The following is a 22,710-nucleotide window of genomic DNA, read 5'->3' as shown; positions in this document are numbered from 1 at the left end:
GTTTGCGCTCATGCGCATGTGGACATCCCAGTGTCAGGCAACCCCTCTGACATAACTGGAGTTTCGATGTTCGCCATCATCGCCGCGATCTGCTTCGGGCTCGCCCTGCTGCTCGACCTGCTCGGCGAGGGCGTCGAGCCGCTGTTCACCGTCGGCACGCTGACCCTGCTGGGCTTCCTGTTCGTCGCGCTGCACCTGGCCGGCTTCGCCGCCGCCGTGCGCGGCCGCAACTGGCGCCGCCGGTAACACCCGGCCCGCCTCATGCGGGCCCATGAACGCCCGCCTGCGCCGGTCAGGGGCGCAGGCGGGCCCTTTTCTGCCTTCGGTCAGCGGCCGAGACGGGCGCGCACGATCAGGTCGTGCAGCGCGTCCTGGGCGGTCGGCGACGCGGGCAGCCCGGTCGCCGCCTTCGCCTCACGGAGCTGCTCGCGCAGCCGGTACGTGTCAGCGAGGATGTGCTCCGGGCCGGGCAGGCCGGGGTCGACGCCGAGCCGCCGGTGCTCACCCTGCCGCTTGGCCGCGATCAGCTCGGGCACGTACGGCAGCTTCGCGTCCTCGTGCAGCAGGGTCAGGTCGGCCACGACCTCGCCGGTGCGCATCAGGTGCAGGCCGGTCGCCAGCACCCGCAGCAGGTACAGCGCGGGCTTGAGCTTGCCGGTGCTCGCGAACAGCTTCTCCGACGAGATCGAGAAGCCCAGGTAGTGATCGGCGTACCCGGCGTTGAGGCAGCCCGGCACCAGCGACAGCAGCTCGGCGTGCAGCGGCGTGCTGCGCACCACCAGCGGCGAGGTGACCTGCTCCAGCACGTCGCCGCTGCGGCCGAGCAGCAGCTTGGCGCACTTGGCCAGGTCGTGGGTGACCAGGTCGAGCTCCACGCCGTGCCGGTCGCCGATGTGGTTGATCGTCGCCGGGCCGTGCCGCAGCCCGACCAGCTCCGCGGCGGGCAGCAGGTGCGCCCCGCGCAGGTCCACGTCGGAGTCGACCGAGGCGAAGCCGTACAGGTGCGCGCCGCTGACGGTCGCGAAGACCAGCGGGTACGGCTGCTCGTCGGCGACCTGGCCGGTCCAGTCCGGGATGGTGACCGTCATCGCAGCGCGAGGGCGTGCAGCTGCCCGGCCCGGGTGCCGACGTAGATCACGCCGTTCCAGACCGCGGGCGTCGACTCGATGCAGGCGCCCGGCTTGACCTTCCACAGCAGCTTCGGCGCGACCGAGGTGTCGGCGACGTCGTAGGCGTACAGCCAACCGGCGTTGCAGTCGCCGATGACCAGCACGTCGTCGACGATGACCGGCGAGCCGTGGCCCATCCCCGGCACGTGCTGCCGCCAGCGCTCCTTGCCCGTCTCGCGGTCCACGCCGACCAGGTCCATCGCGTGCGTGCCGAAGATGACGACGTCCTTGTGCAGCGCCGCGGTGCTGTACGTGCCGCCGTTGCGCTCGTCGATCTTCCAGACCAGCGGGTCGTCGGGCTTGCTCGGGTCGAGCTTCATCAGCTGCCCGACCGTCTTGGACCGGGCGTTCTTCTTCTCGTACTCCGAGCCGACGTACAGCATGCCCTGCTCGTCGGAGACGATCGAGCCGTCGGTGTCGTCGCCGGTCCAGAAGCGCAGCACCCGCTTGGGCTTCTGGCCGCTCTTGAGCCCGCTGATGTCCCAGCCCTGCACGAGGCCCGCCGAGTTCGCGAAGTAGATGGTGTTGCCGGAGACGTTGACCGAGTTCTCCACCGAGAACGTCTTGTGCCCGGCCTCCTTGATCAGCTTCTCGTCCCAGCTCGGGGTGTTCCAGATCAGCTTCGGGTTGACGGTGACCTTGCCGTTGGCGTCGTAGCCCCGGTTGAGCTTCACGATGTGGAACTGGCTGTTCTCGCCGCCCTCGAACAGGTAGTCGTCGATGATGATCGCCGAGCTGTCCCAGTCGTTGTTCCACAGCGTCGGCTTCACCGCGTACGCCGAGAGCTTCCACAGCTCCTTGGGCTTGTCGCCGTCGATCGCGATGATGCGGAAGTAGTCGTCGCGCGAACCGGTGTAGACCAGCGGGAAGCCGTCCGGGTCGATGGTCACCGAGCCCTTGATGATGTCGTTGGTGGTGAAGTCGGGCAGGATCCGCTCGCCGTTGGTGGCGTCGAGGAAGTGCACCTTGCCGTCGTACGCCCCGAACACGATCCAGGTCTTGCCGTCGCGCTCGAACACCGCGGGCTGGCCGGTCCAGCCCATGCCGCACCAGATCCGCTCGCCGTGCTCGTCGACCGACGGCCGGCACATGTTGCCCGTCTTCGGGAAGCGCCACAGCTCCTCGGGCTTGGTCTTCGGGAGCGGCCCGGAGCCGTGGAACGTGCGCGTCGGGTTGCCCCGGAACGTCAGCAGGCCCTTGACCTTGTCACCCCACGGCTTGCCGGTCTGCGCGGGGTCGTGCCAGCCGGCGAACGCGGCCGGGGCCGGTTCGGGCGCCGTCGAGGCCGACGCGGCGGCACTCGGCGGCACGAACGCCGGGTCGTCGGGCGCGGAGTCGCAGGCGGCGGCGGTCGTGGCGATGAGCGCGGCGCAGAGCAGCGCGAGGCGGCGGCCGAGGGGTCTGGTCACCGGGCAAGTATCCACAACGCTGATACGCCGCCGTAAGGCCACCCGATCGGCCGCCGTCGTCACCGAACGGCCGAGTCCAGCCCGTCCTCGCGTACCCCCAGCAGGAACTTCTCCACCGCGGCCCGGTCCGGCCCGGCCGGCAGCACGGTGTCGGCCGCCGCCTTGGCCAGGTCCGCGGAGCGGGCCTCGGCCAGCGCCGAGACCTCGGTGAACGGCACCTCGCCGCGCTTGACCGACAGCAGCAGGTCGCGCTCGTCGGACACGTCGACCAGCACCTCGCCGGTCCGCAGCACATGCGCCCCGGCCCGCAGCAGCCGCAGCATGTGCATGGCCTGCTTCCAGCGCACGTCGCCGGTGCGCTCGCGATGCGCGCGCAGCTTGGCGAACTGGTCGGCGGCATACCGGCCGTAGGTCTCCGCCGCGCGGCTCGACAGGAACGCCCCGCGGACCGCGAGCAGCCGCTCGCCGGTCGGCGTGCGCAGCTCGACCAGCGGCGACCACAGGCACTCCAGCACCGTCGGATTCGCCGTCAGGGCGAGCGTGCACAGCCGCTCGACCTCCCACGAGAACTGCTCCTCGGCCGGGCCGTCCACGTGCGTGGGCGGTTTGTCCAGGCCCCAGAACAGTCTCGTGGGCGCGACGAACACGCCGCGGCGGTCGGTGTCGGAGGCGGGGCCCGCGAGGCCGTACGCCCGCGAGCCCACCACCACCGACAGGATGCTGTGCTCGGTGACGAGCCGGTGATCGTCGAGCACTAGACGACGATCTCCGCCTCGGTGGCGAACTGGTCGATCTCGGTCAGCTCCTCGGCGGCGAAGTCGAGGTTGCCCAGCGCGGCGATGTTGTTCTCCAGCTGGGCCACGCTGGACGCGCCGATGACCAGGCTGGTCATCCGCTCGTCGCGCAGCGCCCAGGCCAGCGCCAGCTGGGCGAGGGACTGCCCGCGCCGCTTGGCGATCGCGTTGAGGCCCTCGACCTTCACCCGGTTGCTCGGGGTCAGCGCGTCCTCGTTGAGGAAGCGGCTGGTGCGGATGCGCGAGTCCGCGGGCACGCCCTGCAGGTAGCGGTCGGTCAGCAGGCCCTGGGCCAGCGGCGAGAACGAGATGCAGCCCGCGCCGACCTCTTCGAGGGTGTCGAGCAACTGGTCGCGCTCGGTCCAGCGGTTGATCATCGAGTACGACGGCTGGTGGATCAGCAGCGGCGTGCCGAGCGACTTCAGGATCGCCGCGGCCTCACGCGTCTGCGCCGAGGTGTACGACGAGATGCCGACGTACAACGCCTTGCCCGCGCGCACGGCCGCGTCCAGCGCGCCCATAGTCTCTTCCAGCGGGGTGTCCGGGTCGAAGCGGTGCGAGTAGAAGACGTCGACGTAGTCCAGGCCCATGCGCTGCAGCGACTGGTCCAGCGAGGCGGTCAGGTACTTGCGCGAACCCCACTCGCCGTACGGGCCCGGCCACATGTCGTAGCCGGCCTTCGTCGCGATGACCAGCTCGTCGCGGTAGGGCTTCAGGTCGGTCGCCAGCATCCGGCCGAAGTTCTCCTCGGCCGCGCCCGGCGGCGGGCCGTAGTTGTTGGCCAGGTCGAAGTGGGTCACGCCGAGGTCGAAGGCGCGGCGCACGATGTCGCGCTGGCGGTCCCACGGACGCTCATGGCCGAAGTTGTGCCACAGCCCCAGCGAGATCGCGGGCAGTTTCAGCCCGCTGCGGCCGCTGCGCCGGTAGATCATGGAGTCGTATCGCTTCGGGTCTGCCACGTACGTCATACGGACCACCCTAGTAGCCACCAAGATCCCGCCTCCGGCGTGCCCACGGTCTCGTGGCCCGGCAGTTTCGGGGAAACTGCACCCACCGCGGCGGCGATTGCTGCAGTTTCCCCGAAACTGCGAGGTAGCTCGGGGCGGCCGTGCCGCCTGTCCCTGCTGCTTGAGCTGTCAGGCCACGTCGTAGCCGAGCATGAGTACGCCGGTGCTGGTCGGGGTGGAGTCGACGAGGCGCAGCCGCTGCGGGCGGGGCAGCTCGCGGAACAGCCGCTTGCCGGTGCCCAGCAGCAGGGGGTGCAGGAACAGCCGGTAGCCCTCGACGAGGTCGGCGGCGATCAGCTCCTGCACCAGGACCCCGCTGCCCAGCACGGCGATCACACCGTCGCCTTCGGCCTTCAGGCGCTGCACGGCCGGAACCAGTTCACCGTCGAGCACTCGCGCGTTCGGCCAGTCGAGGCTGGTCAGGGTACGTGTCGCCACGTACTTCGGGGTCGCGTTGAGGTGTGCGGCCATCGGGTTCGAGTCCGGCTGGGTGGGCCAGAACGCGGCCATCTTCTCGTAGGTCCGCCGCCCGAACAGGTACGCCGTGGTGTCCTTGCGCCCTTCGCCCGCGGCCGACGCCTGGGTCTCGTCGAAGTACGGCGCGGACCAGCCGCCGTGTTCGAAACCGCCGTCGCGGTCCTCGTCGGGCGATCCGAGGCCCTGCATGACCCCGTCCAGCGTCACGAACTCGATGACCATCAGCTTGCGCATGCATCTCTCCTGCCCGGCGGCGGCCGGTTCCATGCCGGCCCGTCACCCCCTATACGAACGAGCGGCCGCAGGATCGACAGCCGGCCGGAGTCCAGGCGACTGGGTCGGCCCGCCACCGGATCCCGACGGCACGAGCAGCTTCAGCGCCTCGGTGCTCTCGACCGATGTGGATGGACCGCCCTATGCTCCCCGGGTATGAGGTCCAGAACCGCGGTGGCCGCCTTCATCGCGGCCGTGGGGATCGTGATCGCCGTCGGGGTCTTCCTGGCCACGCGCGACACCCCCGGCCAGGCGACACCGGAGGCGGCAGTCACCGAGTACGTGGCCGCGCTCCACGCCGAGGACCGAGCCCGGTTGCGCCTGCTCGCCCATCCGCGCAGCGACGCCGCGGCCGAGATCGACAGCAGGCTGGCACAACTCGGCGGACCTGCGCTGACCGTCACCCAGTCGAAGATCGCCGACACGGAGTCCGACGCGACCAAGGCCGCGGAGCTGTCGGGGACTCTCGACGGCGCGCCGTACCGCACGACGATCTGGCTCCAGGACTGCGACGGCCGCTGGTGCGTGACCATGGGCCCGTCCAAGGACGGCAAGCCCAAGCCGTGATCGCCTGGCGGATTCAGGCGAGATGATCCGCCGGCCACTGGGTGCCGACGACGCCGAGCAGCTTCAGCGCCTCGGCGGTCGGGCTGCCGGGCGCGGCCGTGTAGACGATCAGGCGCTGCCCGTGCCCGGCGACGTCCAGCACCTCGCACTCCAGGGTCAGCTCGCCGACCACGGCATGGCGGACCTGCTTGGTGGTCGAGCCGCGCCGCACGTACACCCGCAGCTGCTCCCACCGCCGGACGAACTCCGGGCTGGCCGCGCGCAGCCGGGCGATCAGGCCGTGGATGCCGGGGTCCCGGGGGTACTGGGCGGCGGCCGCGCGCAGCTCGGCGACGCACTCGTCGGCGAACGCGGACGACTGCGGGTCGGCCAGCGCGATGGCGCTCAGCTCGCTGCCGAACATGTTCCACACCATGTTGCGGCGGCCGGGCGGCCACGTCGTCGGGTCGCCGAGCAGGGCGGCGGCCATCGGGTTCCAGGCCAGGATCTCGTACTTGACGTCGATGACGTAGGCGGGCGTGTCGTCGAGCCGGTCCAGCAGGTGCAGGATGCCCGCGGGCACGTCGGGGCTCGGGCCGGTCGGCGGCGCGGGCAGCTCGCCGACCAGGTGGTACAGGTGGGCGCGCTCGTCGTCGGACAGTCGCAGCGCGCGGGCCAGCGCGGACAGCACCTGGCGGGACGGGCGCGGCCCGCGTGCCTGCTCCAGCCGGGTGTAGTAGTCGACGGAGATGCCGGCGAGCCGGGCTGCCTCCTCGCGCCGCAGGCCGGGGGTGCGGCGCCGGGTCCCGGCGGGCAGCCCCACGTCGCCGGGCTGCACGCGGGCGCGTCGGCTCTGCAGGAACTCGGCGAGCTGGCGGCGATCCATGCCGCCATCATGCGCCGGGCTTACGCCGCCCATCCAGGGACCGCCGATCCCTGGATGCGCCGTGCTCTCCTCACGGCGGCGGAAACGCCGCAGGCTCGGCGGCATGAGCGAACCGAAGATCGCCCTCGTGACGGGGGCCAACAAGGGAATCGGGTACGAGATCGCGCGGGGGCTCGGCCTGGCCGGGGTGACGGTGCTGGTCGGGTCGCGGGACGCGGCGCGGGGCGCGGCCGCGGCGGAGAAGCTGGCCGCGGAGGGGATCACCGCGACGGCGCTGGAGCTGGACGTGACCGACCCGGTGTCGGTGTCGGCCGCCGCGGCACGGATCGAGCTGGTGCACGGACGGCTCGACGCCCTGGTCAACAACGCGGGCATCCTGCTCGAGCGCGGTCAGCGGCCGAGCACGATGCCGGTGGAGGTGCTGGAGCGGACCTTCGCCACCAACGTGTACGCCGTGGTGCGGGTGACCAACGCGCTGCTGCCGCTGCTGCGGCGGGCTCCGGCGGGGCGGATCGTCAACCTGTCCAGCGGGCTGGGCTCACTGACGCTGACCAGTGATCCGGACGGCCCGTACGCGCCGTTCCCGCTGCTGGCGTACAACGCGTCGAAGAGCGCGCTGAACGCGGTCACCGTGGCCTTCGCCAACGAGCTGCGGGGTACGGCGGTCAAGGTGAACGCGGCCGATCCGGGCTACTGCGCCACGGACCTCAACGGGCACGCCGGACCGCGTACCCCGGCGCAGGGTGCGGCCGTCGCGGTGCGGCTGGCGACGCTGCCCGAGGACGGCCCGACGGCGGGCTTCTTCAGCGAGGACGGCGCCGAACCCTGGTGACGACCGGTCAGCCGGCGATCGAGTACTGGACCGGGCCGACGCGCAGGATGCCGTCGTCGAGTGGGGTGCAGCGGATGCCGCCGCGGCCGCGCAGGGCCCGCCACGCGCCGGGGGCGATCATCACGTCCATCCAGGCGCAGGGGTTCGCGGGCCGGTTGACGCGCAGCCGCACCGGCCCGTCCCCGGAGTCCAGCACCAGCACCGAGCCGACCAGGTCGTCGACGGCGATGCCGCTGGTCAGGATGTTGCGCCGAACGTGGGTCAGGTCCGCGCCGGGCGGCAGCGACTCCTGCGCGATCACGGTGATGCTGGCATCCCGGTGGGCCTGCCGGCCGAAGTACCGGTCGCCGACGATACCGAGCTGCGCCCGGACCCGCACGTGCTCGACCAGCTCGTCCGGCGGCGCGGGCGACGGCCCGTCGGTCGGCCGCCCCTGAAACCGCCGCACCGGCGAGGCCAGCAACTGCACGATCTCCGCCACGCCCCCATCCTACGAACCACCCGGCAGACCTCCCCGCCGTCGACGTGGCGGAGCTGCTGCTTCGGGGAAAGTGCAGCAATCGGGTCGCCGGTTCCTGCGCTTTCCCCGAAAGTGCAGCACCCCGACCGGCCGTTTGGATCATGACGGGGGCGGGCGGGGCGGTTAGGGTGGCCGGCATGGCGTTCGACATCGCGCGGGCTCGCGCTGCATACCCGGCGTTGGGTGAGGGTTTCCGGCACTTCGACGCGGCCGCGGGTTCGCTGGTCGCGGAGCCGGTCGCGGTGGCGGTCGACGCCGTCTACCGCGGCGCGGTGGCCAACCGCAGCGACGCGTTCGCGCCCGGCCGCCGCGCGATCGGCATCGTCGCCGACGCCCGCCGCGCGGTCGCCGACCTGCTCGGGGCGGACCCGGCCGGGGTGGTGTTCGGCAACAGCGCGACGTCGCTGGTCTACCTGGTCGCGCGCACGCTGGCGCAGTCGTGGGGCCCGGGCGACGAGGTCGTCGTGTCGCGGCTGGACCACGACTCGAATGTGCGCCCGTGGGTGCAGGTGGCCGAGGAGCAGGGCGCGACGGTGGTCTGGGCCGAGTTCGACCCGGCGACCGGGGAGCTGCCGACCGACCAGTACCGGGACCTGATCAACGAGGCGACCCGGCTGGTCGCGGTGACCGCGGGCAGCAACGCGATCGGCACCCGGCCCGATGTCGCCGCCATCGCCGCGCTGGCGCACGCCGCGGGCGCGCTGGTGTTCGTCGACGGGGTCCACGCGACGCCGCACCAGCCGACCGACGTCGTCGCGCTCGGCGCGGACTTCTACGTGACCAGCGCGTACAAGTGGTCCGGGCCGCACCTGGCTGCCTGCGTCGCCGACCCGGCGCTGTGGGCCGGGATGTTCCCGGCGAAGCTGCGCCCGTCCAGCGACGCGGTGCCGGAGCGGTTCGAGTTCGGCACGCCGAGCTTCGCGTCCCTGGCCGGAGTCACCGCCGCCGTCGACCACCTCGCGAGCCTGGACCCGGCCGCGACCGGCACCCGGCGCGAGCGCCTGCTGGCGTCGCTGGCCGCGGTACGCGACTACGAGGCGGACCTGTTCGCCCGGCTCGTCGACGGGCTCGCCGCGATCGACGGTGTGTCCCTGTGCGCGGCCCCGGCCGATCGGTGCCCGACGGTGTCGTTCCGGATCGGCGGCCAGCACCCGGCCGAGACGTCCCGGCTGCTCGGCGACGCCGGGATCTGCGCTTTCGCCGGGGACTACTACGCGTGGGAGTACTTCCACACGATGGGCCTGCGCGAGTCCGGCGGCGCGGTGCGGGCGGGCATCTACCACTACACGACCGCCGAGGACGTGGACGTGCTCCTCGACGCGGTCCGCGCGCTGGCGAAACAGGCCGCCGGAGCTTGACTTCGAGTGTGCTTGAGCTTCTAGCGTCGTCGGCATCCGACGCACACCAGGAGCGATCATGCACGCCATCCGGCAGTACGAGTTCGGCCCGGCCGAGAACCTGCGCTACGAGCAGGTCCCCGACCCGATTCCCGGCGAGGGGCAGGTGCTGATCGAGGTCGAGGCGGCCGGGGTGCACCTCATCGACACCACGATCCGCTCCGGCACCCCCGGGCCGTTCCCGCCGCCGCGGCTGCCGATGACCCCGGGCCGGGAGGTCGCCGGCCGGGTGGGCGGCACCGGGCCGGGCGTCGACCCGGCCTGGCAGGGTCGGCGGGTGGTCGCGCACCTGGGCATGATCAGCGGCGGGTACGCCTCGCGAGCGGTCGCCGCCGTCGCCTCCCTGCACGAGATCCCCGAGCCGCTGACCGCCCCGGCCGCCGTGGCGATGATCGGAACGGGCCGGACCGCGGTGGGCGTGCTGCGCCTGGCGCAGCTGCGCGAGAGTGACGCGGTGCTCGTCACCGGCGCGGCCGGGGGCCTGGGCACGCTGCTGGTGCAGGCGGCGCAGCGGGCCGGGGCGCTGACCGTCGGCGCGGCGGGCGGGCCCGACAAGGTGGCCCTGGTGCAGCGCAACGGGGCCGATATCGCCGCCGACTACCGCGAGCCCGGCTGGGCCGAGAAGGTGCGCGCCGAGCTCGGCGACCGGGACCTGACCGTGGTGCTCGACGGCGTCGGCGGCACGGAGGGCCGTGCGGCCCTGGAACTGCTCGCCCCGCTGGGCCGCTTCCTGATCTTCGGCGGTTCGGCGGGGACGCCGACCCAGCTCACTACGCAGGACCTGTACGCCCGCGGCATCGTCGCCTCCTCGGCGATCGGCCCGGCCATGATGAAGGTCACCGGCGGCCTGCGCCCGCTGGAGGAGCAGGCCCTGCGCGACGCCGCCGAGGGCTGGTTCACCCCGGCGATCACCACGTTCCCGCTCGCCGAGGCTGCCCGCGCCCACACCGCCCTGGAAACCCGCGCCACCACCGGCAAGGTCGTCCTCCTGCCCTGACGCAGGGGAGGGGCGGCGGTGGGAATCGACATGGGGGTGTGAGTGGCCTGGGTTACGGTGCCGGAACACACGTGCTGGTAGCGTGGGCAGTGCCGGCACACCCGTGTGGGAGAGTCCGCGTAAAGCGGCGCCGAAGGGGCAATTCCTCCCCGGAACCTCTCAGGCACCCGGACCACACGGGCATGGCGACTCTGGAGCGGCGCGACCGCCGTGGCGAGGCTCACGAGCGTCGTCCGTGACAGAGGGGGAGGACTTCCATAGTCCTCGACCCCGGAGTCTCACATGAGCGCCTTCGTAGACCGTCACATCGGTCCCGGTTCTGAGCAGACCGAGCGCATGCTCGACGCCGTCGGCTACTCCTCGATCGAGGAGCTGATGGACGCCGCCATCCCCGAGGTGATCCGCTGGCACGGCGCGCTGGACCTGCCCGCCGCCGCCACCGAGGCGGAGACCATCGCCGAGCTGCGCGCCTTCGCCGCCCGCAACACCGTGGCCACCTCCATGATCGGCCTGGGCTACTACGGCACCCACGTGCCCGGCGTGATCAAGCGCAACGTGCTGGAGAGCCCGGCCTGGTACACGGCCTACACGCCGTACCAGCCGGAGATCAGCCAGGGCCGGCTGGAGGCCCTGCTCAACTTCCAGACCGTGGTCACCGACCTGACCGGCCTGGCCACCGCGAACGCCTCGATGCTCGACGAGGGCACCGCCGCCGCCGAGGCGATGACGCTGGCCCGCCGGTCGTCGAAGAGCAAGAGCGACGTGTTCGTCGTCGACGCGGACACGCTGCCGCAGACCATCGACGTGATCACGACCCGGGCCGAGCCGCTCGGCATCGAGGTGCGGATCGTCGACCTGGACACCGAGGAGCTGCCCGAGCAGTTCTTCGGCCTGCAGCTGCAGTACCCGGGCGCGTCCGGCGCGCTGCGCGACCACGCCGCCCTGATCGAGGCGGCGCACGCCCGCCAGGCCCTGGTCTCCGTGGCCGCCGACCTGCTGGCGCTGACCCTGGTCCGCGCTCCGGGCAGCATCGGCGCCGACATCGCCTGCGGCAGCGCCCAGCGCTTCGGCGTGCCGATGGGCTTCGGCGGCCCGCACGCCGGTTACCTCGCGGTGCGCACCGGCCTGGAGCGCTCGCTGCCCGGCCGCCTGGTGGGCGTCTCCAAGGACGCCGATGGCACCCGCGCCTACCGGCTCGCCCTGCAGACCCGCGAGCAGCACATCCGGCGCGAGAAGGCGACCAGCAACATCTGCACCGCGCAGGTGCTGCTCGCCGTCATGGCCAGCATGTACGCCGTCTACCACGGCCCGGACGGCCTGCGGAAGATCGCGCGCCACGCCCACGAGAGCGCGAGCCGCCTGGCGGTCAGCCTGCTCACCGGCGGCGTCGAGGTCGCGCACACCGCCTTCTTCGACACCGTAACCGCGGTCGTGCCGGGACGCGCGCAGACCGTGGTCGCCGCGGCCGAGCGCGACGGGATCAACCTGCGCCTGGTCGACGCCGACCGGGTGAGCGTCTCCTGCGACGAGACCACCACGGTCGCGCACCTCAAGGCGGTCTGCGCCGCGTTCGGCGTGGCGCTGGCCGAGCCGCGCCAGGCCACCGCGATCCCGGCGGCGCTGGCCCGCGACACCGAGTTCCTGACCCACGAGGTGTTCTCCAGCCACCACAGCGAGACGGCCATGCTGCGCTACCTGCGCCGCCTGTCCGACCTGGACTACGCGCTGGACCGGGGCATGATCCCGCTGGGCTCGTGCACCATGAAGCTCAACGCCACCACCGAGATGGAGGCCGTCACCTGGCCCGAGTTCGGGCAGCTGCACCCCTTCGCGCCGGAGCACCAGACGGCCGGCTACCGCGACCTGATCGGGCAGCTGGAGACCTGGCTGGCCGAGCTCACCGGGTACGACGCGGTCAGCGTGCAGCCGAACGCCGGGTCCCAGGGCGAGCTGGCCGGCCTGCTGGCGATCCGGGCCTACCACCGCGCCAACGGCGAGGTCCACCGTGACGTCTGCCTGATCCCGTCCAGCGCGCACGGCACCAACGCGGCCAGCGCGGTGATGGCCGGCATGCGCGTGGTCGTGGTGGCCTGCGACGACTCGGGCAACGTGGACCTGGTCGACCTGGACCGGGCGATCGAGAAGCACCGCGACGACCTCGCCGCGATCATGGTCACCTACCCGTCGACGCACGGCGTGTACGAGACCGGCATCGCCTCGCTGTGCGCCAAGGTGCACGAGGCCGGCGGCCAGGTGTACGTCGACGGCGCGAACCTCAACGCGCTGGTCGGCTTCGCCAAGCCGGGCAAGTTCGGCGCGGACGTGTCGCACCTGAACCTGCACAAGACGTTCTGCATCCCGCACGGCGGCGGCGGCCCCGGCGTCGGCCCGGTGGCCGTGCGCGCGCACCTGGCCCCGTTCCTGCCGGGCAGCTCGGACGTGTCGGCGATCAGCGCGGCCCCGCACGGCAGCGCCGGCATCCTGCCCATCCCGTGGGCGTACCTGCGCATGATGGGCCCCGATGGGCTGGCGGCCGCGACCGGCACCGCGGTGCTGGCGGCCAACTACGTGGCGGCCCGCCTGCGCGACCACTACCCGGTGCTCTACAGCGGCAACAAGGGCCTGGTGGCCCACGAGTGCATCCTCGACCTGCGGCCGATCACCAAGGCCACCGGCGTGACGGTGGACGACGTGGCCAAGCGCCTGATCGACTACGGCTTCCACGCGCCGACGATGTCGTTCCCGGTCGCCGGCACCCTGATGGTGGAGCCGACCGAGAGCGAGGACCTGGGCGAGCTGGACCGCTTCGTGAGCGCGATGATCTCGATCCGTCGCGAGATCGACAAGGTGGGCGCGGGGGAGTGGCCGGCCGGGGACAACCCGCTGGTCAATGCGCCGCACACGGCGTCGATGGTGACCGGTGACTCCTGGGAGCACGCCTACCCGCGAACGGTCGCGGCCTACCCGGGTCTGGTGAGCGCGTCGGAGCGCGCTGGAAAGTACTGGCCGCCGGTCCGGCGCATCGACGGCGCGTTCGGGGACCGGAACCTGGTCTGCTCGTGCCCGCCGCCGGAGGCGTTCGCCTGAGGTCTGCTGCCGCCGGCCCGGGGAGGCGTCCTACGACGCGGGCTTCGGGCCGGCTCGGCGGGTGTGACAATGAGATGATCTTCGGGGCGCTTCGTCGCGCCCCCTGGTCCTCGCCGTTAGGGTCAGGCCATGGCGTGCACCGCGGGACCGCGGTGCGGGGCGATGCTCGACCCGTCGGGGAGCAGCTCGCCGGTGTCCTCGAAGACGATGACGCCGTTGCAGAGCAGGCTCCAGCCCTGCTCAGGGAAGGACGCGACGACCTTTGCGGCGTCGTGGTCGATCGCGTCGGCTGAGGGGCAGACCGGTTGGTGCTGGCACAACATCGGGGTTCTCCGCGATTCGGTTAGGGGTGGTGGCGGTGGAAGCTCGATCTGAGACCGTCCGTCGCCGGTGTGCTGTCGATCACAACAGTGACGCACGCTACCAAGCCGAACGAGCCTTTTACGAGCAGGTAACGCAGGGCCTTTCTAGATATCAACCTTTCGGACGAGCGGAATGAAGCCAGTCGGTCTAGCCCCCACCCACGGGATGGCCAGGGATATTCCCGGCATACCGGTGACCTGCCGTGACCAGGCGTGGGAACGCTCCCGGCTGGAGTGGCGTGTGGGCGACCCGGGCGATCCGGCCACGCTGGTGGAGAACTTCCTGGCCCGGCATGGTCTGCCGGTCGGCGACCTGTCCGGGCCGTCGCTGGCGGGGCTGGCCCATGAGGTCTGCGGCGCCGCGCTGTTCGTGTCCGCGGCGGGCGGAGCCGCCATGATCGGCGGCTGCCTCGGGGCGCCCAGCCCCGCGCCGGCCGTGCCGGACGTCGTCGTCGTGGTCTACGAACACAGGGCAAACCTACGCCTCCAGGAGCCCTCGGGTGGCGACCTCGGCCGAACGGTGGGGGCGTGGCGGCTCGGCCCGTGGCGGCCCTCCTGGAGCCCTTCGCGCCATGCCGAGGCCGTGCAGGCGGTCCGCGAGGCGATCGCCCGAGGGGACGTTTACCAGGTCAACATGGTCGGCCATGCCGCCGCGGAGTACCACGGCGACCCGCTGCCCGCGCTGCGCCGGGTGACCCGGCTGCCCGGTGCCCGGTACGCCGGGATCCTCCAAGGCGACGGCTGGACGATCGGCTGCGCCTCCCCGGAGACCCTGCTCGAGGTGCGCGGCGGGCACGCCGTCACCCGGCCCATCAAGGGCACCGCGCCCGCGACCGAGGCGGGCCGGGCGGACCTGCTCGGCTCGCCCAAGGAGCGCGCCGAGCACATCATGATCGTCGACCTCCAGCGCAACGACCTGTCCCACGTCGCGGTGACCGGGACGGTGCGGGTGCCGGAGCTGTTCGCCGTACGCCGCTGGGCCGACCTGTGGCAGGCCGAGTCGGAGGTGAGTGCGCGGCTGCGCCCCGGCACCGGCCTCGCGGAACTGCTGCGGGCGATCTGCCCCGGCGGCTCGGTCACCGGCGCGCCCAAGTTCGCCGCGCTGCGCGAGATCGCCGCCCTGGAACCCGTCGGCCGCGGGGCGAGCATGGGCGCGCTGGGCTGGATCGGCCCGGACGGCATCGACCTCGGCCTGACCATCCGCACGGTCGTCGCCGACGGCCGTCGGCTGCACGTCTGGGCCGGCGGCGGCATCACCATCGACTCCGACCCCGCCGCCGAGGTCGCCGAGGCCGCCGCCAAGGCCGCCCCCGTCCGCGCCGCCCTGCACGGCCTCATCTGACCCAGACCCGCCCGGCCATGGTCCGCAACTTCCAAAGACTCGCGGCCTCAGGACAGTCCTGAGGCCGCGAGTCTTCAAAAGTTGCGCGAGGGGGAGCGGCGGGCCGCCCGGCTGGTTACTGGTAGTCGAAGATGGCGGCGCGCAGGACGCTGCCGATGTCGTACGAGCGCTCGGAGCTGTAGGTGCTGACACCCGTGGCGGCCGAGATCTTGGCCAGTGCATCGCTGTTGGACGGCTTGCCCAGGGCGATGGTGACCACCTTGACCGGGCGCTCCTTGTCCGCGCCCTTCATCTTCTCGATGAGCTGGTCGAGCTTGAGGCCCTGCAGCTGGTCGTCGTCCGCGCCGTCGGAGAGCAGCACGATCATGTTCGTCGCACCCGGCACGAAGTTCTTCTGCATGGTCTGGTACGCCGCCCACACCGTGTCGTACATGCCGGTCGCGCCGCCCGGCTCCAGGCTCTTGAGCTTGGCGGTGAGCTGGTCGCGGCGAGCCTTGCCGGCGACCTCGTCGGTCAGCTTGCCGAGCGGGACCAGCTCCTTGTACGCCTTGTTGCCGGCCTGCTTGGACGAGAAGCTCCACAGGCCGACCTGGGCGTCGTCGCCGAACATGTCGACGGCTTCCTGTGCGCCCGACTTGGTCAGGTCGAGCTTGGTCTGGCCGTCGGTGCCCCGCACCACGCCGCCCATGGAGCCCGACACGTCGAGCACCAGCAGCATGTTGGTGGGGCGGGTGAGCGCCGTCCACGTCTCCGTGGTCTTGGTGATCGACTCGGTGAGCAGCACGCCGCCGGGGAGCGCGGTGAGCTTGCTGATCACGCCGTTGGCGGGGGACAGCTGCGGGCCGGGCTGGCGGTTGGAATCGCGGTAGCCCAGCTTCTGCACCTCGCTGCGGGCGGCGTCGCCGCGCAGGTAACCCAGGAACGCCTCGGCCGCGCCGACGCGCTGCGGGTTGGTCCAGCCGGCGTTCCTGAGCACCAGGTACGGGTTGTCGGCCTCGGTGGTGGCGTTCTGCGGGTAGACGGCCACCAGTGGCAGATCGGGGTGCTCGGTGTTGTGCCGCACCACGTCCTGCTCCAGGGCCGGGAACGCGTTGACCGACTTGCCGCCGCTGCTGACGTACTCGGCGAACAGCTCCTCGGTGCTGGTCTTGTAGAGCGCCATGCGCTGCTCCAGCGCGAAGACGCGGCCCAGCTCGGTGGGGTCGACCTCGGTGTTGTCGTCGGCGTCGATGATCGCCGACAGGGCCAGCAGACCGGCGGTCGAGGCTCCCGGGTCGCTCATGCCGACCTTGACCGAGCCGTCCTGCGCGAGCTTGTCGAGCAGGTCCTTCCAGTCCAGCTTGGCGTCGGGCCAGCCGAGCTTCTCGGCCGCGGCCTTCGGCATGGCGATGACGACGGGTGTACGCGCCACGCTCGGCAGCAGGTCCGGCAGTACCTTGTCGGCTGCCTCGCTGGTCGCGGCGGCTGCCTTGACCCAGGCGCTGGACGGCGGGACCCACACGTCGGGAGCCGGGCCGGAGACGGCCGTGTCCCACTCGCGGGTCAGCGCCCGCACGGTCGCCGCGGTGTCCTGCTCGCCGATCGTCACCGAGGCGCAGACGCCGTCGACGGACGGGTTGGTCTCGGCCCACTTGCCGGCCAGGGAGCGCAGCAGGGTGGCCGTGCCCGGGGCGGCCACGACGGTGGCCTCGGTGCTGCCACTGCACGAGTCCTTGATGACGTACACATAGCCGATGGTCACACCGGAACCGATCAGCACGAGCGCCGTCGGGATGACGATCCACGGCGCGATGCTGCGGCGACGGCCACCACCGCGCCGGTGCGATCGGACCGTGGAGTTACGGCCGTTCGGCATCGGGGCCTCCGCTTTCGAGGGGTGTCGAGGGGGGGTGAAAGGGGGGTGTTACGCACCACAACTCGTGGTGGACCGGCACAGTCTAGGGCGTTGTCAAGCCAGGTCGAACAGGGCGGACCATCTCGTGATCATCCGATTCGCTGGGTAGACGTGAGATCACGCTGCGCGTTCAGAGGACGAGGAAATCCGGTTCCGGGTGACGCAGGAACGCATGATGCGAGATGTCCCAGCCATATGCCCCGGTACGCCCGAAAACCAGCAGATCGCCGACCCGCAGCCGGTCCACGCGCTGCCCGCGGCAGAGCACGTCACGCGGCGTGCACAGCTCGCCGACGGCGTCCACCGCCACACCTGCGACCTCGGGCCGGGGCCACGGCCAGTCCCACCGCTGCATCGGCAGCACGGTGAACGGGTGGTCGTATCCCCACGCCGCGGGCAGGCGGAAGTGGTGGGTGCCGCCGCGCAGCACCGCGAACCAGCGCCCGTGCGTGCGCTTGAGGTCGAGCACCTCCGCGGCGTACCAGCCGGTGTCGGCGGCGAGCCACCGGCCCGGCTCCACCACCAGCTCGACCCCGTCCGGCACGCGCACCCGCAGCTCGTCCAGCGCGAACACCGCGTTCCCGGCGTAGTCCACGCCGAAGCCGCCGCCCGCGTTGACCGTGCGCAGCGGCACGCCGAGCCGCCGGGACGTCTCCGCCGACCAGCGCAGCGCCTCGGCGAGGAAGGCCGAGTGCGCGGCCGCGTCCAGGTTGTTGGAGACCGCGTGCAGGTGCCAGCCGGACAGGTCGAGGCCGGGCAGTGACCTCGCCAGCGCCACCGCCTCGGGCAGCTGCGCCTCGTCGACGCCGAACGGGGTCGGCGCGCCCGTCATCGCATGCGTGCCGGGCAGCCCCGCGTCGGCGCGGTTCACCCGCAGCGTGATGGCCGCGGTCGTGCCCGCCCGTTGCGCCAGCAGGCTGAGCCGCCGCAGTTCCAGGGTGCTCTCCACGTTGACCGTCGCGCCCAGGCGCAGCGCGTGGGCCAGCTCCGCCTCGGTCTTGGCCGGGCCGCCGAACACGATCCGCGCCGCCCCGGCCGCTTCGGCCAGCGCCAGCTCGCCGCCCGAGGCGACCTCCAGGCCGTCGCAGGCCTCGGCCGCCGCGGCCACGATCGCCGGGTGCCCGTTGGCCTTCACCGCGTAGCAGACGGTCACACCCGGCAGCGCCCGCCGCAGCTCGGCGACCCGAGCCCGCAGCACACCCGGGTCGTAGACGTAGGCGCAGACGGGCCCGTCGAGTCCGCGCAGCGCCACCGTGACCCGCTCCGGGATCACGTGCCGGGCCGCCGCCGCAGCCTCGGCCGAGGTCGCCGGTCCCGCTGTCGCGGAGTCCGGGGCGGTTCGGCGCGCGTCGCGGTGCGGGGGGTGCTGATCAGAGGCCATGCAGCGGATTCTGCACCGGTACGTAGAGGTCGCCCGCGCCGGCCAGCCGCATGCGGGTCAGCGCCTTGTGCGGCACCGTCGCGGCCGTGTAGAAGGCGTGGTCGGGGTGCCCGCGCAGGCTCTCGTCCACCACCTCGCGCACGATCGGCCAGGCTTCGTCGGCGGCCAGGCCGTGCGACTGCCCCAGCCGCAGCACCAGCTCGCCCAGGTGCGCCTGGAACGCGGTGTAGGCCACCTTGGACAGCAGCACCGTGTCGTCCTCGGTGCCGATCACCGAGCCGGGCCACAGCTGCAGCCTCGCCCCGGAGGCGGCCAGCCGCGGGTGGTGCACGCGCAGGCCCGCCAGATCCCGCAGGCCGAGCCGGTGGGGGACGCCGTCCAGGAAGGTCGGGACGCAGTTCTGCAGGTGCGCCTCCAGGCCGATGCCGTGCCGGGCGGCCAGCGCCAGCACCGGCGGCAGCAGCAGCCCGGCGTACTCGCGCAGGAAACCCGCCGCGGCGGTGCGCGGGCCGGCCAGGGCGCGGGCGACCGCATACCGGTCGACCAGGCCGGACAGCAGCGTCCGCCCGCTGACCGGGTCGAGCGCGGCCAGCGAGCTCGCCGGGACCGGCTGCTCGCCCGCGGCCAGCCGGCCGCCCAGCCCGTCGCGCACGATGGTGCTGAGCTGGCGGCCGTCCTCCAGCAGCCCGGCGACGCCCGCGGGCTCGGTCATCAGCAGCACCCGCCCGCCACCGGGCACCAGCTCCAGCAGCTGCCCGAGCACCGTGCTGAGCGCCGGGCCGTTGCGGGTGGAGGCGATGGAGATGCTGCGCCGGGTCGAGGTGACCTGGATGTCCAGCGACAGCTTCAGGTAGGTCGAGCCCGGCGGCAGCACGGTGCGCAGCGCCGCGGTGGGCCGGGCCGGCAGCACCTCGTCGAGCACCCGCAGCGTGCCGTCGGCGAACAGGTCCGGGTGCCGGCCGGTCAGGTGCCGCAGCTGCCAGATGTGCACCGGCAGCAGCCGCCGCCCGCCGGGGGCCGCGACGCCGAGCCGCTCGGACAGGTCGTCGCCCAGCGCCAGCTCCGGCGGCACGGCCAGGAAGCCGATCGCGGTCGACTCGCTCTCCAGGTCGTGCGCGATCAGGTCGCCGGTGCTCCAGCCCAGCCGGGTGCGCCCGCACGGGTGCAGGTTGTGCCCCTCGACCGCGAGCTGCTCCAGCCGGGCGGTGCGCTCGTCCGGCGCGCTGCCGTCGAGCAGCGCGAGCATGTCGGGCGCGCCCGCGACCGCGGCGGCGGCGCGGTGCCCGGGGTCCATGGACGCGCGCCGGGCGTACGCCAGCGCCAGCCCGTGCACCGCGCTGTCCAGCTCCGCCCGCAGGCCCTCGTGGGTCACCAGGGTGACCGGGTCCACGTCGACCGGGTCCAGCAGCACCCGGTCGAAGCCGTGCCGTTCGCCGCGGAAGCGGACGCGCGCGTCGCCGATGTCTTCGCGCCACAGCGCCTCGGCCAGCCGGGTGGCCACGGTGACCCGGGCCCGCGGCAGCGCGTCGAAGTAGCCGTGCAGCAGCTGCGGGGCCAGGTCCGCCAGCTCGGCGGCGATGGGATCGGTGAGCGGGCGCATCACGCGGCCAGGGGATTGGGCAGCTGCGCCCAGACGTCGTCGAGCGGGTCGTCGGCCAGCCGCATCGCGGTCGTCGCCTTCAGCGGCAGCGGATCGCCGAGCACGGACCGCGCGTCCGCGGCGGCCGACGGCGGCAGGCTGTCATACGCCTGCTCGACCCGGTCGCGGACCAGCCGCCACAGCTGCTGCGGCTCGATGCCGTACTCCCGCGACAGCACCGCGATCGGCTCGCCGAGCGCCACCGCGATGCCCGAGCCCAGCGCCTTGGCCCGCAACTGCACCGGGTCGTCACTGGCCAGGTCGCCGTGCAGGGCGGGGACGTCCACGCCGTGGCGGCGCAGCCGGGCGGGGCTCAGGCGCACCCCGCCGACGTCGCGGTAGGACAGCCCGGTCGGCCGCCCATGGGTGAGCGTGACCAGCAAGTTCTGCCCGTGCGCCTCGAGTGCGACGCCGCGGTGCAGCAGCGTCAGCAGCACCGGCACGATCAGGGCGGCCAGGTCGGCGAGGAAGCCGGCCGGGTGGCCGCCGTAGCCGAGCAGGACCGCCTCGCGGATCAGCGGGCGGCCGTCGGCCGGTGACGGCGCGGCCAGCGCCGCGACCGGCAGGATCACCTCGTTCGGGCCGGGTCTGGGGGCTCGCCGGACCACCACGGCCAGGCTGCGCAGCGGCGTGCCGTCGGTGTCCAGCACCGCACCTCCGGCGAGCTCGGGCCACACCTGCAGGCCGAGGTCGGCGGCGACGACGGCCAGCAGCTTCGACACCACCGGGCCGTTGCGCACCGCGGCCGGGGACACGATCCGCACCGCGCTGGTCATCTGCACGTCGACCGCGGTCTTGTAGTGCCGCGTCGGGTCGGCGACCGCGGCCAGGGTGCGCAGCGACATCAGCGGCATGGCCGCGATCCGGGCGCCGTCGGGTTTGAGGAAGGGGTACGCCGACAGCACGTGCTCGCGCTGCCACGGGTGCACGGGCAGCCGCGGCGCGAGCCCCGCGCCGGTGGTCAGCCAGCGCTTGGCCGGCACGGTGAACACCTCCAGCTCCACCGTGGGCCGGTGCTCGGGCGCGAACCGCAGCACGTCGGCCTGCGACATGCCGATCCGGGTGCGGCAGCACGGGTGCAGCGGGTGACCGTCCACCACGGACTGCTCCAGCAGCGCCAGGCCGTCCGGGCGGCCCGCGAGCACGGTCAGCGTCGGCTCGCCGCCGGGCCGGTACGGCTGACCGGCCCGTGCCAGGGCGAGCCCGACCACGCTGTCGGCGACCTCGGTGGTCAACCGCGCGACGTCACCCGGCAGGCGCAGCGCGCGCAGCAGCTCGACCGGGTCGTCGAACGCCCCGGCGTCGGTGACGACGCGCATGCCCTCGGGCGGGACCGCGAACGGCTGGGCCAGCGCCGCCGACCCGATCAGCCGCTGGCCGCTCGTCAGGGTGATCCGGGTGTCGCCGCCGTACGCCTGCCGTTCGACGACGCCCGGCAGCGGCTCGCGGACCAGCGCGCCCCACAGCCTGGCGAGGATCGCGGCGCGGGCCCCGGGGAGTGTCTCGCTCACACTCGGCACGCTGTTGATGGTCCACTCCCTCGTCCGACGGGCTCGGCAGAGATCCAGTGTGGACCACCGGGGCCGCCGCCTGCCACTGCCCGTCTCAGCCTAGCGTCCTAGGATCCGTTAGGGGCAGTGCCTGCCACCACAGCCAACGGCATCCGGGCCGGGGATGGGGCGCAGCGTTGCCCGGGGCTGCTGAAATGGCACTCATGGCACACGGGGACTTGGAGGCGCGGCTGGCGGCGGCCGCCGAGGCGAAGCGCGAGCGGCAGGCCGTGCAGGCGCGGCAGGGCGAACTGCGAAGGCTGATCGAGGAGGCCGAGGCGCGGGTCGGCGAGTTGTCGAGCGTCCGCGACCGGGAGGCACGCGACGTCGTCCGGCTGGAGACGATGACGCTCACCCGCGTGCTCGCCGCGCTGCGGGGGACCCGCGACGACGCACTCGCCCGGGAACGGGCCGAGGCCGACGCGGCGGCGTACCGGCTGACGCGAGCCGGCAACGAGGCGGACACGCTACGGCGGGAACTCGAAGGTGTCGACGCCCGCCTCACCTCGCTCCGGCACGCCCCGGCCGAGTATGCCGCGGTGCTCGACGAGAAGGAGCGTGCCCTCGCGGCGACCGAGGACTCCCGGGCGCGGCGGCTGCTCGAACTGGCCGAGGCCCGCGGTGTGGCCGAGGCGGAGGTCAAGGAGATCACGGAGGCGCAGCGGGCGGCCGCTGCCGCGTCGGCGGCGCTGCGCACGCTCACCGGGCTGCTCGACAGTGCGGGCAACTGGTCCACGTATGACACATTCTTCGGCGGGGGTGCCATCGCCAGCGCGTTGAAACACGATCGCCTCGACGAGGCGGCCGCTGCGGCGGCGATCGCGGACCACCTGATCGGCAAGCTGAACACCGAGCTCGCCGACGTGCCCGGCGGTGCCGGTACGGCGTCCACCGTCGCGGTCGACGGCCTGACCCGGTTCCTGGACGTGTGGTTCGACAACATCTTCACGGATCTCGCCGTACGGGACCGGATTCAGCAGGCGCAGGCTCGCGCCCAGCAGTGCGACCAGCAGGTGGCCCGGATCGGACGGCAACTCGACCGGCGGCTCGCGCAGACGCAGGCCCGGCTCGCCGAGATCGCCGCCGAGCGAGAGCAGACCCTGACCGCTTCGTGACCAGGTCCGATGGCCGCGAGGCCCCGGTGACGT

20 protein-coding genes and 1 riboswitch are annotated in these 22,710 nt (G+C 72.8%); of the genes, 8 read left to right on the top strand and 12 right to left on the bottom strand.

All coding sequences use genetic code 11. The annotated features are described in order from the left end of the window. Positions 1-66 precede the first annotated feature (66 nt). Positions 67-246 carry a hypothetical protein gene (locus F9C41_RS25865; protein ID WP_120315464.1) on the top strand — a complete coding sequence of 60 codons (180 nt, stop codon included), beginning with the start codon at positions 67-69 and terminating at the stop codon, positions 244-246. Positions 247-326: 80 nt separating this feature from the next. Here F9C41_RS25865 and F9C41_RS25860 read toward each other — a convergent pair whose 3' ends face one another. The 5 genes from F9C41_RS25860 to F9C41_RS25840 form a co-directional block, all read right to left on the bottom strand. Further along, on the bottom strand, positions 327-1,088 hold the full coding sequence (locus F9C41_RS25860; RefSeq protein ID WP_155389431.1) for a nucleotidyltransferase domain-containing protein: 762 nt from the start codon (positions 1,086-1,088) through the stop codon (positions 327-329). Beyond that, on the bottom strand, positions 1,085-2,578 hold the full coding sequence (locus tag F9C41_RS25855) for an outer membrane protein assembly factor BamB family protein (RefSeq protein WP_155389430.1): 1,494 nt from the start codon (positions 2,576-2,578) through the stop codon (positions 1,085-1,087). The genes F9C41_RS25860 and F9C41_RS25855 overlap by 4 nt, the downstream gene beginning before the upstream one ends. Positions 2,579-2,637: 59 nt before the next feature. Then, positions 2,638-3,333: a nucleotidyltransferase domain-containing protein gene (locus tag F9C41_RS25850; protein ID WP_155389429.1), complete on the bottom strand. Its 696-nt coding sequence runs from the start codon at positions 3,331-3,333 to the stop codon at positions 2,638-2,640. After that, on the bottom strand, positions 3,333-4,340 hold the full coding sequence (mgrA, locus tag F9C41_RS25845) for an L-glyceraldehyde 3-phosphate reductase (RefSeq protein ID WP_155389428.1): 1,008 nt from the start codon (positions 4,338-4,340) through the stop codon (positions 3,333-3,335). The genes F9C41_RS25850 and mgrA overlap by 1 nt, the downstream gene beginning before the upstream one ends. 168 nt (positions 4,341-4,508) lie before the next feature. Beyond that, positions 4,509-5,090, bottom strand: a complete 582-nt coding sequence (locus tag F9C41_RS25840; RefSeq protein ID WP_155389427.1) for a dihydrofolate reductase family protein — start codon at positions 5,088-5,090, stop codon at positions 4,509-4,511. 195 nt (positions 5,091-5,285) lie between these two features. Here F9C41_RS25840 and F9C41_RS25835 point away from each other — a divergent pair, with 195 nt between their 5' ends. After that, positions 5,286-5,696 carry a hypothetical protein gene (locus F9C41_RS25835; protein ID WP_155389426.1) on the top strand — a complete coding sequence of 137 codons (411 nt, stop codon included), beginning with the start codon at positions 5,286-5,288 and terminating at the stop codon, positions 5,694-5,696. A gap of 13 nt (positions 5,697-5,709) precedes the next feature. Here the strand turns inward: F9C41_RS25835 and F9C41_RS25830 are convergent, their stop codons facing one another. Beyond that, entirely contained in the window at positions 5,710-6,561 is an 852-nt protein-coding gene (locus F9C41_RS25830; protein WP_155389425.1) for a helix-turn-helix transcriptional regulator, read from the bottom strand. A 103-nt stretch (positions 6,562-6,664) separates the two neighbouring features. On the opposite strand from F9C41_RS25830, the gene F9C41_RS25825 reads away from it, so the two are divergent. Continuing rightward, positions 6,665-7,393: an SDR family oxidoreductase gene (locus F9C41_RS25825; protein ID WP_155389424.1), complete on the top strand. Its 729-nt coding sequence runs from the start codon at positions 6,665-6,667 to the stop codon at positions 7,391-7,393. 7 nt (positions 7,394-7,400) lie between these two features. Here F9C41_RS25825 and F9C41_RS25820 read toward each other — a convergent pair whose 3' ends face one another. Beyond that, positions 7,401-7,874, bottom strand: coding sequence for a molybdenum cofactor biosysynthesis protein (locus F9C41_RS25820; RefSeq protein WP_155389423.1), 474 nt, complete (start codon positions 7,872-7,874; stop codon positions 7,401-7,403). Between the two features lie 176 nt (positions 7,875-8,050). Here F9C41_RS25820 and F9C41_RS25815 point away from each other — a divergent pair, with 176 nt between their 5' ends. From F9C41_RS25815 to gcvP, 3 genes are all read left to right on the top strand, one after another. Continuing rightward, on the top strand, positions 8,051-9,271 hold the full coding sequence (locus F9C41_RS25815; protein WP_155389422.1) for a cysteine desulfurase-like protein: 1,221 nt from the start codon (positions 8,051-8,053) through the stop codon (positions 9,269-9,271). A gap of 58 nt (positions 9,272-9,329) precedes the next feature. Next, positions 9,330-10,307: a zinc-binding dehydrogenase gene (locus tag F9C41_RS25810; RefSeq protein ID WP_155389421.1), complete on the top strand. Its 978-nt coding sequence runs from the start codon at positions 9,330-9,332 to the stop codon at positions 10,305-10,307. A 96-nt stretch (positions 10,308-10,403) separates the two neighbouring features. Further along, positions 10,404-10,492: riboswitch (glycine riboswitch) on the top strand. 97 nt (positions 10,493-10,589) lie between these two features. Then, positions 10,590-13,394, top strand: coding sequence for an aminomethyl-transferring glycine dehydrogenase (gene gcvP, locus F9C41_RS25805; protein WP_155389420.1), 2,805 nt, complete (start codon positions 10,590-10,592; stop codon positions 13,392-13,394). 122 nt (positions 13,395-13,516) lie between these two features. Here the strand turns inward: gcvP and F9C41_RS25800 are convergent, their stop codons facing one another. Beyond that, positions 13,517-13,714: a DUF5999 family protein gene (locus F9C41_RS25800; RefSeq protein ID WP_120321268.1), complete on the bottom strand. Its 198-nt coding sequence runs from the start codon at positions 13,712-13,714 to the stop codon at positions 13,517-13,519. Between the two features lie 208 nt (positions 13,715-13,922). On the opposite strand from F9C41_RS25800, the gene F9C41_RS25795 reads away from it, so the two are divergent. Then, positions 13,923-15,098 (top strand): chorismate-binding protein, encoded by a 1,176-nt coding sequence (locus tag F9C41_RS25795; RefSeq protein ID WP_155389419.1) that lies wholly within the window; start codon positions 13,923-13,925, stop codon positions 15,096-15,098. A gap of 115 nt (positions 15,099-15,213) precedes the next feature. On the opposite strand, the gene F9C41_RS25790 is transcribed toward F9C41_RS25795, so the two are convergent. From F9C41_RS25790 to F9C41_RS25775, 4 genes are all read right to left on the bottom strand, one after another. Next, positions 15,214-16,953, bottom strand: a complete 1,740-nt coding sequence (locus F9C41_RS25790) for a substrate-binding and VWA domain-containing protein (protein WP_155389418.1) — start codon at positions 16,951-16,953, stop codon at positions 15,214-15,216. A 169-nt stretch (positions 16,954-17,122) separates the two neighbouring features. Further along, a complete protein-coding gene (locus F9C41_RS25785; RefSeq protein WP_155389417.1) occupies positions 17,123-18,373 on the bottom strand; it encodes an alanine racemase in 1,251 nt (416 codons plus the stop codon). After that, positions 18,363-19,973 carry an IucA/IucC family protein gene (locus F9C41_RS25780; protein ID WP_155389484.1) on the bottom strand — a complete coding sequence of 537 codons (1,611 nt, stop codon included), beginning with the start codon at positions 19,971-19,973 and terminating at the stop codon, positions 18,363-18,365. Before F9C41_RS25780 ends, F9C41_RS25785 begins: the two co-directional genes overlap by 11 nt. Further along, positions 19,973-21,523, bottom strand: a complete 1,551-nt coding sequence (locus F9C41_RS25775; RefSeq protein WP_230690016.1) for an IucA/IucC family protein — start codon at positions 21,521-21,523, stop codon at positions 19,973-19,975. Before F9C41_RS25775 ends, F9C41_RS25780 begins: the two co-directional genes overlap by 1 nt. A 203-nt stretch (positions 21,524-21,726) precedes the next feature. On the opposite strand from F9C41_RS25775, the gene F9C41_RS25770 reads away from it, so the two are divergent. Further along, on the top strand, positions 21,727-22,677 hold the full coding sequence (locus F9C41_RS25770) for a hypothetical protein (RefSeq protein ID WP_155389415.1): 951 nt from the start codon (positions 21,727-21,729) through the stop codon (positions 22,675-22,677). Positions 22,678-22,710: the final 33 nt, after the last annotated feature.

This window comes from Catellatospora paridis (genome assembly GCF_009720365.1).
In the GTDB taxonomy this organism is placed as follows: Bacteria; Actinomycetota; Actinomycetes; order Mycobacteriales; family Micromonosporaceae; genus Catellatospora; species Catellatospora paridis.
Note: the sequence above shows the minus strand (reverse complement) of the source record. Positions and strands in the feature narration are given on the sequence as shown.